The following is a 14823-nucleotide window of genomic DNA, read 5'->3' on the forward strand; positions in this document are numbered from 1 at the left end:
AACCGATTTTTATAGACTTTCTACTACTTGTGTTAGTGATTGAAACGGCAGCTTTTTTATCGTTTTTTTTCTAAAACGATAAAAAACTACAGTGGAAAGCACGACCCGTAGGGAAACACCCAAAAAAAGCATTTAAAAATGAGTTATTTTACGTAATTTTGGTGCTTAATTTTGTACCGAAACAGATGTCTGAAGAGAAAAAATCGCTCAATTTTTTAGAGCATATTATTGAAGAGGATTTAACAAACGGAATGCCAAAAGAAAATTTACGTTTTCGTTTTCCGCCAGAACCAAATGGGTATTTGCACATTGGTCACACAAAAGCAATCGGAATTAGTTTCGGCTTAGGTGAGACTTATAATGCACCTGTAAATTTGCGTTTTGATGATACAAATCCGGCAAAAGAAGAGCAAGAATATGTAGATGCAATTAAGGAAGATATTTCTTGGTTGGGGTATTCTTGGGCAAATGAATGTTATTCATCAGACTATTTTCAGCAGTTGTTCGATTGGGCCGTTTTGTTGATAAAAGATGGAAAAGCATATGTAGATTCTCAATCATCAGAAGATATGAGAGCACAAAAAGGTACGCCTACTCAGGTGGGTACTAATAGTCCTTTTAGAAATCGTTCTGTTGAAGAAAACTTGGAATTATTCCAAGGAATGAAGGATGGAAAATTTAAGGAAGGTGAACATACTTTGCGTGCAAAAATTGACATGGAAAGCCCAAATATGTTACTACGTGATCCTTTAATGTACAGAATTATGTATAAATCTCACCACAGAACTGGTGATGCTTGGTGCATTTACCCAATGTACGATTGGACGCATGGTGAGAGTGATTATATTGAGCAAATTTCGCATTCTTTGTGTTCTTTAGAGTTTAAACCTCACAGAGAATTGTACAATTGGTTTAGAGATAATGTGTACGATTTTAGCAAATCTGAATACCCTAATCCGCCAAAACAACGTGAATTTTCTCGTTTGAATTTGAGTTATACCATAATGAGTAAGCGTAAGTTGTTAACTTTGGTTGAACAAGGAATTGTTGCTGGTTGGGACGACCCAAGGATGCCTACAATTTCTGGTTTAAGAAGACGTGGTTATACGCCGGAATCTATTAAAAGTTTTATTGAAACTGTGGGTGTTTCTAAACGTGAAAACGTAATTGATGTAGCACTTTTAGAGTTTAAAATTCGTGAGGATTTAAATAAAACAGCCAAGAGAGTTATGGGAGTTTTAGATCCTGTTAAAGTGGTAATTACCAATTATCCGGAAGATAAAGAGGAGATGTTAGACGCGAATTACAATGACTATGAAGATGGTTTTGGTAGCAGAGAGGTTCCTTTTTCTAGAGAGATTTATATAGAACGTGAAGATTTTAGAGAGGAAGCGAATAAGAAGTTCTTCCGTTTAAAATTAGGGAAAGAAGTGCGTTTAAAAAATGCGTATTTTATTACAGCGACTAGTTGTACTAAAGATGCTGACGGAAATATTACAGAAATACAATGTACATATGATCCGTTAACAAAATCTGGAATGGACACTGAAGAAAGCAAACGTAAAGTAAAAGGTACTTTGCATTGGGTTTCTGTAAAACATGCTGTAAAAGCAGAAGTGAGAGCTTATGACAGATTGTTTTTAGATGAAGCACCAGATAGCCATAAAGACAAAGATTTTATGGAGTTTATAAACCCTAATTCTTTAGAAATAATTACTGCTTTTGTAGAACCTAGTTTACAAACAGCTACTATTGGAGAACGTTTCCAGTTTCAGCGAATGGGCTATTTTAATGTTGATAATGACACAACCGAAGACAATTTAATTTTTAACAAAATTGTTGGATTAAGAGATTCTTGGGGCGGGAAATAAGTTGGCAGTTTTCAGTCTCAGTATTCAGTTATCACTGCTATGTTAAAAGGTGGATGTAAGTAGTTCTCACTGTTGTGTTTTAAAATAGAATGTTCATTTAAAATTTATAATGATGAAAAAAATAATTGTTTTAAGTTTATTAATATTCGCTTCTTGTTCTAACAAGAAAGAAGTAAAACATGTTGCAGAAATATCTTGTGGCCAATGTCAGCTTGATTTAGATTCTGAAGCAGGATGCAGTTTAGCTGTTAGATTTGATGACAAAGCTTATTTTGTAGACGGTTTTGGCATTGATGATTTTGGTGACGCCCATGATGAAAAAATCGGCTTCTGTAATGTAGTTAGAAAGGCAGAAATTGTTGGTCTTGTAGAGGATGGACGTTTTTTTGCAAGTTCTATTGAGTTGGTAGAAGAGTAGAAGCAAGATTTTTTAGAGACAAGAACCAAGACGTAAAAAATAGATTTCTGCTTGAGCCGGAATCACAACAAAAAAATCCGATGAAAATAATTTTCATCGGATTTTTTTATACTGCCTACTGAAGACTGAAAAACTGCCCAATAATCTAAGGCGCAGGATTCGGAATTAACTTATGAACTTCTTCAATTTCAGCTAAAATTTCTTCTGACAAATCAATGTTTATACTTCCTATATTTTCTTTTAATTGACTCATTTTAGACGCACCAATAATATTACCCGTTACAAAAGGCAATTGATTGATGTATGCTAGAGACAACTCTGTTAAACTCATTTTATTTTTTAACGCAATCTCCTCATACTTTAAAACAGCTTGCTCTGAAGCACCAGTTTGATATCGAGTAATATAATTAGGATATATAATTCCTCTTGCATCTGCAGGTTTTTGTCCTCTTAAATATTTACCAGTTAATACACCTTGTGCCAAAGGAGAATAAGCTAATAGACCTATATTTTCTCTCATAGAAACTTCAGACATTCCATATTCATAACTTCTATGTATTAATGAATATGAATTTTGAATTGTTGCCATTCTTGGTAAATTCAATTCTTTAGCAGCTTGTAAATATTGCATGGTTCCCCAAGGAGTTTCATTAGACAAACCAATTTGTCTTATTTTCCCTTGTTTGATTAAATCATCTAACGTTTCTAAAATCTCTACATGATTTTCTGCCTCTTCATTTGAAGTTTTATAAGGATAATCTCTTGTACCAAAACAATTAACTCCTCTTTCTGGCCAATGCAACTGATATAAATCTATATAGTCCGTTTGCAATCTTTTAAGACTACCTTCTACAGCCTCAATTATTGCTTCTTTAGCCAATCCATTTTTTCTAATATGTGTGGTATACGGACCAGGACCTGCAATTTTACTAGCTAAAACAACTTTATCTCTGTTTCCTGTTTTTTTAAACCAGTTTCCAATAATAGTTTCTGTGGTTCCGTATGTTTCTGGGGTTGCAGGAACGGCATATAGTTCTGCGGTATCAAAAAAGTTTACACCTTGTTCTAAAGCATAATCCATTTGCTCGAAACCTTCTTCTTGTGTATTTTGTTTTCCCCAAGTCATGGTTCCTAAACAAATCTTAGAAACTTTAATATCTGTATTTGGTAATTTGGTGTATTTCATATATAAATGAAGTGTAATTGTGTAAATGTTTAATCGTGTAATTGTACAAAAACTTACTGCGAATTTAGAAACTAATATTTTAACCAAAAAATAAAGCGTGTAATTATTAAAATTACACGCTTTATTGACTTATTTTATTTAAAATTAAAGAAGTTTGTGGTTTTTAAACCGTGTTAAACAATTACACGATTCAACAAATAACCACTTAAACCGTTACTTTAAAATAGCTTCAATTCCTGGTAAAGTTTTACCTTCTAACATTTCTAACATTGCTCCACCACCAGTAGAAACATAACTTACTTTATCTGCAAAACCAAATTGTTTAACAGCAGCAACAGAATCTCCACCACCAACTAAAGAAAACGCTCCGTTTTTGGTTGCTTTGTCAATAGAATGACCTAATGCAATTGTTCCGCCTGCAAAAGATTCCATTTCAAAAACACCTAAAGGTCCGTTCCATAAAATAGTTTTACACTTATTTACAACTGTATCAAAAATCTCTCTAGATTTTGGTCCAGCATCTACTCCTTCCCAACCATCAGGAATTTCATTAATATCTAAAGTTTGTGTATTTGCATCGTTAGAAAAATCATCTGCAGCAATAACATCTACAGGTATATGAACTTCTACTCCTTTTGCTTTAGCTTGCTTTAAAATATCTAAAGCCAATTCCATTTTATCATCTTCACAGATAGAGTTTCCAATCTTTCCTCCTTGTGCTTTGATAAAAGTAAAACTCATTCCACCACCAATAATTAGGTGATCTACTTTGTCTAAAATATTTTCAATAACAGTAATTTTAGAAGATACTTTTGCACCACCTAAAATTGCTAAAACTGGTTTTTCAGAATTGTTTAATACTTTATCTATACTTTCTATTTCTCTTGCTAATAAATTTCCAAAACATTTGTTTTCAGGAAAAAATTGTGCAATAATTGTTGTTGATGCATGCGCTCTGTGTGCAGTACCAAAAGCATCGTTTACATAAACATCACCTAATTTAGATAATTTTTCTGCAAAAGCAACATCTCCTTTTTTCTCTTCTTCGTAGAAACGTAGGTTTTCTAATAATAAGATTTCTCCAGATTGTAAATTTGCAACAGCTTCTTCTACTTTATCTCCAATACAGTCTGCAACAAACTTTACTTTAACTCCTAAAATTTCAGTCGCTTTTTCTACAATATGACCTAAAGAAAACTCCTCTTGAAATCCTTTTGGACGCCCTAAATGTGACATTAAAATACAGCTTCCTTCTTGCTCTAAAATATCTATAATTGTAGATTTTGCAGCTTGAATTCTGGTAGCATCTGTTACTTCAAATTTATCATTTAAAGGCACGTTAAAATCTACACGAATTAACGCCTTCTTATTCTTGAAATTAAAATCTTTTAATGTTTTCATCTTTTATTAATGTATTTTCAACAAAAATACCGAATTATTTAAACTTTTAGAAATGTTAAACCTTAAATTTAATACAACGTTTGCGAAGCCAAATACTGTGCTTTTCAAATATTTAATCTTTAAAAAGATTGCCTTCTAAAATTGATGGATAAATGCCAAACAAATTTTATATTTGCCCATGCTTTTCAACCAAATTATCGGACAAGAACACATTAAAAAACACTTAAAAGTGTCTGCTGAAAATGGCAGAATACCTCATGCACAATTATTTGTGGGAAAAGAAGGTAGCGGAACTTTGCCAATGGCAATTGCCTACGCACAGTTTTTATTGTGTAATTTTTCTGATAATGTAGACGTCTGTAACTTAAAGTGCGACAAATTACAACATCCAGATTTGCATTTTACTTATCCTGTTACTTCTAATGATAATGTAAAAAAACATCCTGTGAGTAGTTTGTTTTTAGAAGATTGGAGAAGCTTTATAGAAACACAATCTTATGGAAGTTTGTTTAATTGGTTACAACATATTGGGGTAGAAAATAAACAAGGAATTATTGGTGTTGATGAAGCAGAAGAAGTTGTAAAAAAACTTCGTCTTAAAAGTTACGAAGGTGGTTTTAAGGTGATGATTATTTGGATGGCAGAAAAAATGAATATTGCTGCTGCCAATAAATTACTGAAATTGATTGAAGAACCACCAGAAAAAACGGTCTTTATTTTAATTACAGAAAATGAAGGTCAGATTATAAATACCATAAAATCTCGTTGTCAAGCATTACATTTTCCTGTTTTAAGTGAGCAAGATATTTCTAATGCACTAGTTGAAAAGCATCAAGTTTCAGAAAATGATGCTGCTAAAATTGCACATCAAGCAGAAGGAAATTTCAATAAAGCATTGCAATTGTTACAAAACGATTCTAGTGATCTTGTTTTTGAAGAATGGTTTATTGCATGGATTAGAACTGCTTTTAAAGCGAAAGGAAATGCTGCCGTTGTGCAACAATTAATTGAATGGTCAGACACCATTGCCAAAACCGGACGAGAAACCCAAAAACGTTTTTTAGACTATTGTTTACAGTTTTTTAGACAAGCGCTATTGCTAAATTATAAATCGGATCACTTGGTTTTTATGGAATCTAAAACCGGATTCAATCTTTCTAAATTTGCTCCTTTTGTGCATTCTGGAAATATTTTAGACATTGAAAAAGAACTCAATGATGCCATGTATCATATAGAAAGAAACGGAAATCCGAAGATAATTTTATTAGATCTTTCTATGAAACTGACTCGTTTTTTACATAAAAAAGAAGAGACAGTTTAGAGTCTTATCTTTTTATATTGAATAAAATCAAGTAATAACAAGAATGTCATAGAAATGTCGTGCTTAAACCGTTATCAAAATAGTTATTTCATAAGTAGTTTTGTGAAAGATAAAACTTAATTACCAATGAATAATATCGGACAAAAAATTAAAGACGTAAGAAAGAAGAAAGGACTATCTCAAGAGGAATTAGCAGAATTAGCAAAAATCAATTTAAGAACTATTCAACGAATTGAAAATAACGAAAATGAGCCAAGAGGAAAAACGCTCAATTTAATTTGCCAAGTTTTAGACTTAAATACAGAAGACATTTTAGACTATGGAATGCAGACTGATAAAAATTATTTAATTTACATTCATTTATCAGTATTACTAGGCCTTTTTATACCAACAGGAAATATTATTTTTCCATTTATGTTATGGATTACAAAAAAGGATAAAATAACTAGCTTAAAGGAAATTGGAGCTAATATTTTAAATTTTCAAATCATCTGGACCTTTTTTGCTTTTTTTGCCTTAATAATAGGTGCAATATTAAAAATCCAACATATATCATTTGGACCTTTTACTTCAACGAGTTCTCCTCTTTTTATATGGTCAATACTTTATTTTATAAATATATTATTACCAATAATATTTGCCATTTTAATTAGAAATGGAAGCACAAGAAAGTTTTATCCTAACCCTATTAAATTCATAAAATAAGGATGATATTGTATAAATAACAAAATTAGACCCTTCAGGTTTTTGAAACCTGAAGGGTCTTTTTATCTGTTAATCTTTAAACCTATATTTTCTATGTTACTATGTGGTTAATTTTAAAAAAATCAGGTACTTTATTCTAGTAAGTTTCTATAAAAAGCTATAATAAAAAAGTTTAACTAATACCGTTTAAAATTCTTTTAGCAACAAACAAATCTGCAATTGTTGGGTTTTCTGGGCAACTTTTTATTTTTATAAATTCATCTCCAGCTTTTACAAAACCAGTTTGTAAAACTTTAAAATAAACGCCACAAAAAGTAGTTTTCCAAAATTTCTTTACAATTTTCATATCGTTAAATCGGACTCCTAATTTATAACAAGGTTCTCTATGCAGTGTCGCTTCCAAAATAGTTTCACCAACTTTAAACGTATCTCCAGCATGAATTTTAGTTTCATCTATATCATCAATGGTTAAATTTTCTCCAAAAACTCCCATTTCAAAATCTACTTTCGGAAAAACAGTATTCCAATATTCATAATGTTTTAAAGAATATCCGTAAACTGCTTGCAAAACTCCACCATGATTTTCTCTATCACAAATAGCGTCATCTTTTACATCTTCAATATCTAAAAAAATAGGTTTATCAACAGAATATTTAAAAATCCCCGTAGTAACTAAGGTACCTTTATAGTCTATTTCTTTTCGTTCTCCAATATTTGTTGAAATGATTTTCATTCTTAATTATAAAATCTTGTAGATTATTTTTTAAATTTCTCTAATGCTTTTTTAGTAAATTCTGATAAAACCAATTCACCAGAAACTGCAGCTCTTTCAGCTAATAAATTATTCCAGCCTTCTGTTCCCTGCCACAATACTTTTTTCATTTCAACCAAAGCTTCCGCATTATAAGAAGCTAATTTTTCTGAGAAAAAAACAACTTCTTCATCCAATTCTTTTTGAGATTCAAAAACCCTGGCATACAAGCCTTTTTCTTTTGCCCAATACGCATTTTTCCAATTGGTTGCATCTAATGTTAATTCTGCCGTTCCTGCAACACCAATTTTACGTGTTACAGCGGGTTCAATTACAAAAGGACCAATTCCTATGGTAAATTCAGATAATTTTATGGATGCGCTTTCTGTTGCCAAAACATAATCGCAAGCTGCAGCTAAACCAACTCCACCACCAACAGTTTTTCCTTGAACGCTCCCAATAATTAGTTTTCCACAAGTTCTCATGGCATTTATTACGTTTGCAAAACCAGAAAAGAATTGTTTCCCTTCTTCTAAATTAGAAACAGCTACTAATTCATCAAAAGAAGCGCCAGCACAAAATGCTTTTTCTCCTTCAGACTTTAAAATAATAACAGAAACGTCTTCATTATTTCCTACTGAAAGTAATTCTTTTGCTAATCTTTCTAATAATTCACTCGGAAAAGAATTGCTTGCAGGATGTCCAAATTCTATGGTTGCAATTTTATTTTGAATGCTTGTATATAAACTTCCGTTTTGTCTTGAAGTGCTCATAAAATGTATCTTTTTGTAAAAATAGTGGATTTTATTTTGAATGTCTTTTCAAAATGATACTTTTTAGTTGAATGAAAAATCTAAATTGGAGATTCCTCCTCATTCTTAGTTCGGAATGACAGTTTAATATATTTTAGTTAGAAGTCAATGGTATAAACTTCTTTCTAAACCTAATAATTAATGGCAATCCTCTAGCAATCATCCAAAGTGTAAAAGCAATCCAAATTGCAATTAATTTTAAATCGAAATAATCAAAAATCAATAATGTCGGTATAAATACCAATGCAGTAGAAAGAAGTAAGAGGTTTCTTAAATATTTCATTTCTCCCATCCCTTTAAACATTCCATCAAAAATAAAAGAGATGGCATTTATAGGTTGCATTAATAAAACAATCCAAAAAACATTGTAAAACTGTTCTAAAACAGCAGGTTCCTTCGTAAAAATTTGTCCGATGAAATTGTAAAAAATAAAACCAACCAGACCAATAAGTATTCCTATTACCAATCCATATTTTAAAAGTTTATTACTTAGTTCTACCAAAGAAGTATAATCTTTTGCACCTAAAAATTTTCCAGATAATATATTTCCTGCACTAGCATATCCGTCTACCATAAAAGCACCCAACAACCAAATATTAATACCAATAGTGTAGGCGGCAATGTATTCTTTACCATAATCTGTGGCATATGAAGTAGCAAAGTATAAAGCAGTATTTAAGGCAATGGTTCTTACAAAAAGATTTCCTATCATTCCTAACAAACGCGGAACTTCATTATGAAAAGGCAAACTAACTTTTAAAGAAATAGACGTTTTTTTCAGCAACATAACTAAGGCAATAATAGCCATTGTAATTTGAGCAATAATACTTGCATAGGCAGCACCTTCTATATTCATAGCAGGAACGTAACCTTCAATTCCATATACCAGAATAATGTCTAAAAAAACATTTAACAAAGCCCCTATAATTGCAATAATCATTGGATAATAGGTGTTTTGTAAACCTCTAAAAACACCAAATACAGCAAATACAAAAAGTGAAAATGGGAATCCGAATATTCGTATTTTAAAATAGGTAATACAATACTCTAAAACAGTTCCGGATGCATTATAAAATTGAAAAATTTGTTTTGCAAACGGATATGAAATTGCCAATATAATTAAACTTCCAAAAACTACAATGGCAATTGCTTGCGCTGGTAACCCTTTTACTTCGTCTAGTTTGTTAGCACCAACATATTGAGAAACAATAGAAGAAATGGCACTTCTAATTTGTCCGAAAACCCAAATTAACATAGAAATAAATGCGCCTACAATACCTACAGCAGCCAAACTTTCTGTTGCGTTTTCAGAGATGTTACCAATAATTGCAGTGTCTGTAATTGATAATAATGGTTCTGCGATACCTGCAATTAAAGCAGGAATTGCTAATTTATTAATCTTCTTTAAAGTAATAGTTGTGCTCAAAAAATTATTTTTTTGCAAAGGTAATTACATTTGCGTTAAGGATTGCAGCCTTTCGACTGCTCTCAAGATAAATTCCATTCCCACAGTGAGAAACAAACGAGGACTTGTAACGAAAAGCCTGCCCCTTGTGGTAAGCACCAAAAAAATATTTTAATATTTTAAATCTGCTGGCTCAATAAAATCTACTTCTAACGTATACATTTCTTTGATGTAAGTTTTTATCTCAACCATAAATTCTTCTAATTTTTCTTCGGTAATTTCTACATCTGGTTTTCTGTAATTGGATGAAAAATTAATCGATAAAAAACCACTGTTTAAGTTCTTAAAAGAATAAATTCCGCCTTCTAACGGTTTCTTAAAATCGTAGTTTTTGCTCTTGGTGTACAAATAAGCATATAATAGTACCTGAATGGCTTTGTGTTGCTCTTTTTCTCTTAGTTTTTCGAATTCTACCACGCGTAAATCTCCACTGCTAACCATACCCGTTTTATAATCTATGATTCGCAAAACTCCATTTAGCTCATCTACTCTATCTACTTGACCGTGAATTTTTATCGGAAAATTGATTCCTTCAATTTCTATTTCTGCGGATAAATTTTCTTCGGTTGCAATAATCTTTAATTGATTGTTTTTGTCTTTTAACAAGTCTTTTTCTTGTGCTAAAAAATTATTGACAAACCTATTTGCAACCTCAAATATTAAACGATTTCTTCCTGTAGAAATATCTCCGTTTTTAAAAGCTTCGTTAAAATGCTTAACTACTAAATCTTTCGATTTATTGTTCATTAAGTCGATGTCTTTTGCTTGTAAAAATTTATATACAAATGGAGTATACAATTCATCCAAAGTTTCGTGAACAACAGTACCTAAGGTATTATAGGCAACGGTTTCTTCTACATCCTCAAACTCTTTAAGTTTGATTATTTTTTGTTTATAAAACGAAATGGGATTGTATAAATAATTGGTTAATGCAGATGGAGAAATCCCTTTTACTGCCAATTCTTGTAGCTTTTCTAAAACAGTTTCATCTTTTTTAATTTCTTTCAATTCAACTTTTTGATTCACAACTTTGGGAGCAACCGTTTTCTGAATTACATCTGTTCTCATCATTTCTAATTGCGTAACAAACCTACTTTTTTCTCCACTTCCTAAAACGTCGTGTTCTGTATTGTAAATGATAAAAACATTTTTTGCTCTTTGCATTAACCTAAAAAAGTGATAGGAAAAAATTGCATCTTTTTCTCTATAGGTTGGCAGACCAAATTCGACCTTCACATCAAAAGGAATAAAAGAATTTTGCTGACTGCTGGCTGGTAAAACCCCTTCGTTTGTAGAAACTAAAATGATGTTTTCAAAATCTAAAACACGGGTTTCTAACATTCCCATTAATTGCAACCCTCTTAATGGTTCTCCTTGAAATGATAAACTTTCCGAAGAAATTAATTGTCTAAAAAAGAGTGCTAATGTTTTTAAATCAGGAAAATATTTAAACTCATTTTGCAAGGTTTTTAACTGTGTAAATGTAGTATAGAATCGGAATAAATATTCTTTTTCTAAATCACTAACATCTTCTTTTAGGTAGTTTATTAAGTTTAAAATTCTGACTATAAATTCATCTACGGAAGCATAAGAACTAAATATTGAAACCAATACTTGTTTTAATGCTTCTTGTGAATTTTCTAGTAATTTATGAATATCATTTTGATTGATAAACGTCTGATTATGCTTTGCGATATTATCGGAAAACGCATCTATTTCTGGAATTAACCTGTAAATAGATTGATGCTTTAAAAATCGAATTACATCTTTATAATAAAACTCATTTACGATTGTTTTCTGCAATTTATCTTGAGAAATAAATAGTTGAAATATAGAAAACAATAAATTAGTAGTAGGTACATCTTTTAACGGATATCCCATGGTAATGTTAATAGCATTGATATTTTTAGGCAAAGAATTTAAGGTTATTGGCAACAACGTTTCATCCGCTAACACCAAAGCCGTATTTTTAAAATCTGTAATTTTCTCTAAAATCTCTCCTGCATATTTAATTTGGGTAGTATTTTTAGAAGCACCAATAACTTCAATATTTTTAGGCGCAGAAAAGGTTTCTCCCAAGGTTTTTATGTCATTTTTCTCATAATATCTCCACTCCTTTTTATATCTTCTAATAAATTTACCTGCTTGATGATTTGATTTAAAAAAAGCTTCATCAATATCCCAGTAAATTTCTGAGGTTCCACCTTCTAAAACTTTCTGAAACAACAATTCCTCTGCAGCATTTAACGCATTAAAACCAATGAAAAAGAACTTTTTATTTACGTTATCTTCTAAAAACGAATCTATCTTCTTACAAGATTCTCTATAAATTAAACCTTGGTACCCTATATTATTTTCTTTTAAAAATTGATAAAAAGCATTGTAATACGTGTTTAGTTTTTCTAGAAACAAATAATGATCCTTCATTAATTCAGTTTCTTTAAATTCACCTTCCACAGACCATTTCTTTAAACGCTGAATATCTCTTAAATAATGAAAGATGTCTTTTGTTTCTATTAAGTGTTGATCTATCTCGTTAAAATCTTGAATAACCGTAAAAGCCCAAGATGCAAAGACATCAAAAGTTACGGGTTCCTTCTCTATTCCTTTATAAATAGTATAAAAGTGAAATAATAATTGAATGCTATCTGCTTTTTCTATTCCAGAAATTTTATTGATAAACTGCTCTACATTTATAATTTCTGGTAGAAAACCAATGGTAATTTTATCTTTAAAGGTTTGTTTTACAAACACTTTTGCTCTTTGAGAAGGAAGTACAAAAATAACATCTTCAAAAGATTTTGTTGTTTTTAAAATAGTCTCTATGGTAGTAGAAATAAAAGATTGCATAGCTTTTTTTTGGATTTCTAAATTACAAAAACTTACTTTTATACATCTTTAAACATTAAATTATTTTTTGATGCAAAATGAATTAAACATTGTTGGTATTCAGTCTGATTTAATTTGGGAAAATCCAGAAAGAAATCTTGCTTTTTTTGAAGAGAAAATAAATACACTTTCTAAAAACACTGATCTTGTGGTATTACCAGAAATGTTTACTACTGGATTTACTATGCACCCTGAAAACGTTGCTGAAAAAATGGATGGAAAGTCAGTTTCTTGGATGCTAAAAATGGCAAAAGAAAAGAGTCTTGCTATTTGCGGAAGTTTAGTGATTACAGAAAATAGAAACTTTTACAATCGTTTGATATTTGTACATCCATCCGGAAACATAGAAACATACGATAAACGACATTCTTTTACTTTAGCTGGAGAAGATAAAGTGTATACTTCTGGCTCAGAAAAATTAATAGTAAATTACAAAGGATGGAAAATATGCCCATTGATTTGTTATGATTTACGATTCCCCGTTTGGGCTAGAAATACTGAAAATTACGATCTTTTAATTTTTATGGCAAATTGGCCTGCTATTAGAATTAAAGCTTGGCAAACGCTTTTAAAAGCACGTGCAATAGAAAACATGAGTTATGTTATTGGTGTGAATAGAACCGGAATAGGCGCTAATAATTATGAACATACAGGAAACTCTATAGTAATTGATTATTTAGGGGAGGAATCTTCTAATCTAAAAAAGAACGAAGTTGGAATTGTAAAGGCTACCTTATTCAAAGATAAACAAACTAGAAGTCGAGAAAAAATGGGCTTTTTAACTGATATGGATGCATTTAAAATTGAACGATAGAAGTTCAAACAAATAACTAAAACACGATTCATTCGAGGTATAAGGAAAGGATACTTAAATCTTATAAAGTACTACAGTAATAATGATTCGAAATTAATTTGTAAATTATCCTTTTATGACTTCATAGACTATCATAATATTGTAAATAATTTGGGCGTGCCCATTTTCAAAACAATAATTATAATAGGTAACATATTGCATAAAAATGGTCAGGCTATCCGCTACAAGTCCTCGTTCGTTCCTCACTGTGGGATTTCCACTTCTATCCTTCACGCAAAACAAGAATGCAATTCAGAAATAATACTGCAGTTCTAAAGAATAAACAATGGCTTTTAATCCCAAAATTTACACACGGATAGTGCTCATTTGTACCGTGTACCATCGCTAATTAACAGAATAAATAACTGAAGTCAATAAAAAAGATTCACAACAAAGAATAAAACTTTGTCATGCTGAGCTTGATTCAGCATCTAGAATTACTTGAATTCAATACTTATAAGAATCTTAAATAAATTCAAATTGGAAAAATAACAATAAATATTTCCAAGGCTAGTGCTCATTTGCAACGAGTACCGTCACATATTAACATATTTTACACACAGTTTGTATTTTCGACCTTTTGGGAGAAATCACTTAACAATATAAAGTCGCGTATGATCAAGAAAATGAGATTTTCCTACCGTCAAAATGACAAGTTAGATAGTTAAATCTGAGCGAGTGCTCGTTTGCATCAAGTACACATTAAACCACACCAAACCTTTCAGTTTAGTCCCGGCTAGTGCTCGTTTTTAACGAGTACCGTCACAGACTAAGATATTTTACACCCAGTTTGTATTTTCAACCTTTCGGGAGAAATCGGATCAAACATTATTTCTGGGGAGAATCTAATCTTTGAAAAAAAAGTAATTAGATTTTGAATACAGAATTAGCCCGTTATTTATTGCCCGAAGGACTATTAGAATATTTTGATATTGTAACAGATATTACTACTGATAATCCCAAGGCTAGTACTCGTTAGCAACGAGAACCATCACGGATTAACATATTTTACACCTAGTTTGTCTTTTCAACCCGGCTAGTGTTCGTTTGTAACGAGTACCGTCAAGGATATACAGATTATACACCCAGTTTGTCATTTCGACTTTTCGTGAGAAATCACATAAAAGAATGCTAAGTTTTGTGTGATCTAA

At 31.1% G+C, this 14823-nt stretch carries 11 protein-coding genes; 5 read left to right on the forward strand and 6 right to left on the reverse strand.

Annotation, left to right across the window (positions count from 1 at the left end):
• Window positions 1-185 precede the first annotated feature (185 nt).
• Together GQS57_RS16385 and GQS57_RS16390 are read left to right on the forward strand one after the other, a co-directional pair.
• Window positions 186-1871, forward strand: a complete 1686-nt coding sequence (locus tag GQS57_RS16385; RefSeq protein WP_165733936.1) for a glutamine--tRNA ligase/YqeY domain fusion protein — start codon at window positions 186-188, stop codon at window positions 1869-1871.
• Window positions 1872-1980: 109 nt separating this feature from the next.
• Entirely contained in the window at window positions 1981-2289 is a 309-nt protein-coding gene (locus tag GQS57_RS16390; RefSeq protein WP_240915511.1) for a DUF6370 family protein, read from the forward strand.
• Between the two features lie 145 nt (window positions 2290-2434).
• Here the strand turns inward: GQS57_RS16390 and GQS57_RS16395 are convergent, their stop codons facing one another.
• Window positions 2435-3475 (reverse strand): aldo/keto reductase, encoded by a 1041-nt coding sequence (locus GQS57_RS16395; protein ID WP_165733937.1) that lies wholly within the window; start codon window positions 3473-3475, stop codon window positions 2435-2437.
• Between the two features lie 213 nt (window positions 3476-3688).
• The gene (pgk, locus tag GQS57_RS16400) at window positions 3689-4876 is read right to left on the reverse strand and encodes a phosphoglycerate kinase (RefSeq protein ID WP_165733938.1); all 1188 of its coding nucleotides are present in this window, start codon (window positions 4874-4876) and stop codon (window positions 3689-3691) included.
• 178 nt (window positions 4877-5054) lie between these two features.
• On the opposite strand from pgk, the gene GQS57_RS16405 reads away from it, so the two are divergent.
• Window positions 5055-6197 (forward strand): DNA polymerase III subunit delta', encoded by a 1143-nt coding sequence (locus tag GQS57_RS16405; RefSeq protein WP_165733939.1) that lies wholly within the window; start codon window positions 5055-5057, stop codon window positions 6195-6197.
• A 126-nt stretch (window positions 6198-6323) separates the two neighbouring features.
• A complete protein-coding gene (locus GQS57_RS16410) occupies window positions 6324-6902 on the forward strand; it encodes a helix-turn-helix domain-containing protein (protein ID WP_165733940.1) in 579 nt (192 codons plus the stop codon).
• Between the two features lie 172 nt (window positions 6903-7074).
• On the opposite strand, the gene GQS57_RS16415 is transcribed toward GQS57_RS16410, so the two are convergent.
• The 4 genes from GQS57_RS16415 to GQS57_RS16430 all read right to left on the reverse strand — a co-directional run bounded on the left by GQS57_RS16415 (window position 7075) and on the right by GQS57_RS16430 (window position 12780).
• On the reverse strand, window positions 7075-7635 hold the full coding sequence (locus GQS57_RS16415; RefSeq protein ID WP_165733941.1) for an MOSC domain-containing protein: 561 nt from the start codon (window positions 7633-7635) through the stop codon (window positions 7075-7077).
• 23 nt (window positions 7636-7658) lie between these two features.
• The gene (locus GQS57_RS16420) at window positions 7659-8426 is read right to left on the reverse strand and encodes an enoyl-CoA hydratase/isomerase family protein (RefSeq protein ID WP_165733942.1); all 768 of its coding nucleotides are present in this window, start codon (window positions 8424-8426) and stop codon (window positions 7659-7661) included.
• A 133-nt stretch (window positions 8427-8559) separates the two neighbouring features.
• Entirely contained in the window at window positions 8560-9891 is a 1332-nt protein-coding gene (locus tag GQS57_RS16425) for an MATE family efflux transporter (RefSeq protein WP_165733943.1), read from the reverse strand.
• A 150-nt stretch (window positions 9892-10041) separates the two neighbouring features.
• Window positions 10042-12780, reverse strand: a complete 2739-nt coding sequence (locus GQS57_RS16430; protein WP_165733944.1) for a PD-(D/E)XK nuclease family protein — start codon at window positions 12778-12780, stop codon at window positions 10042-10044.
• A gap of 70 nt (window positions 12781-12850) precedes the next feature.
• Here GQS57_RS16430 and GQS57_RS16435 point away from each other — a divergent pair, with 70 nt between their 5' ends.
• Window positions 12851-13633 (forward strand): nitrilase family protein, encoded by a 783-nt coding sequence (locus GQS57_RS16435; RefSeq protein WP_165733945.1) that lies wholly within the window; start codon window positions 12851-12853, stop codon window positions 13631-13633.
• The last annotated feature ends 1190 nt before the right edge of the window (window positions 13634-14823 follow it).

The sequence above is a fragment of the Polaribacter sp. 20A6 genome (assembly GCF_011378915.1).
GTDB classification, from domain to species: domain Bacteria; phylum Bacteroidota; class Bacteroidia; order Flavobacteriales; family Flavobacteriaceae; genus Polaribacter; species Polaribacter sejongensis.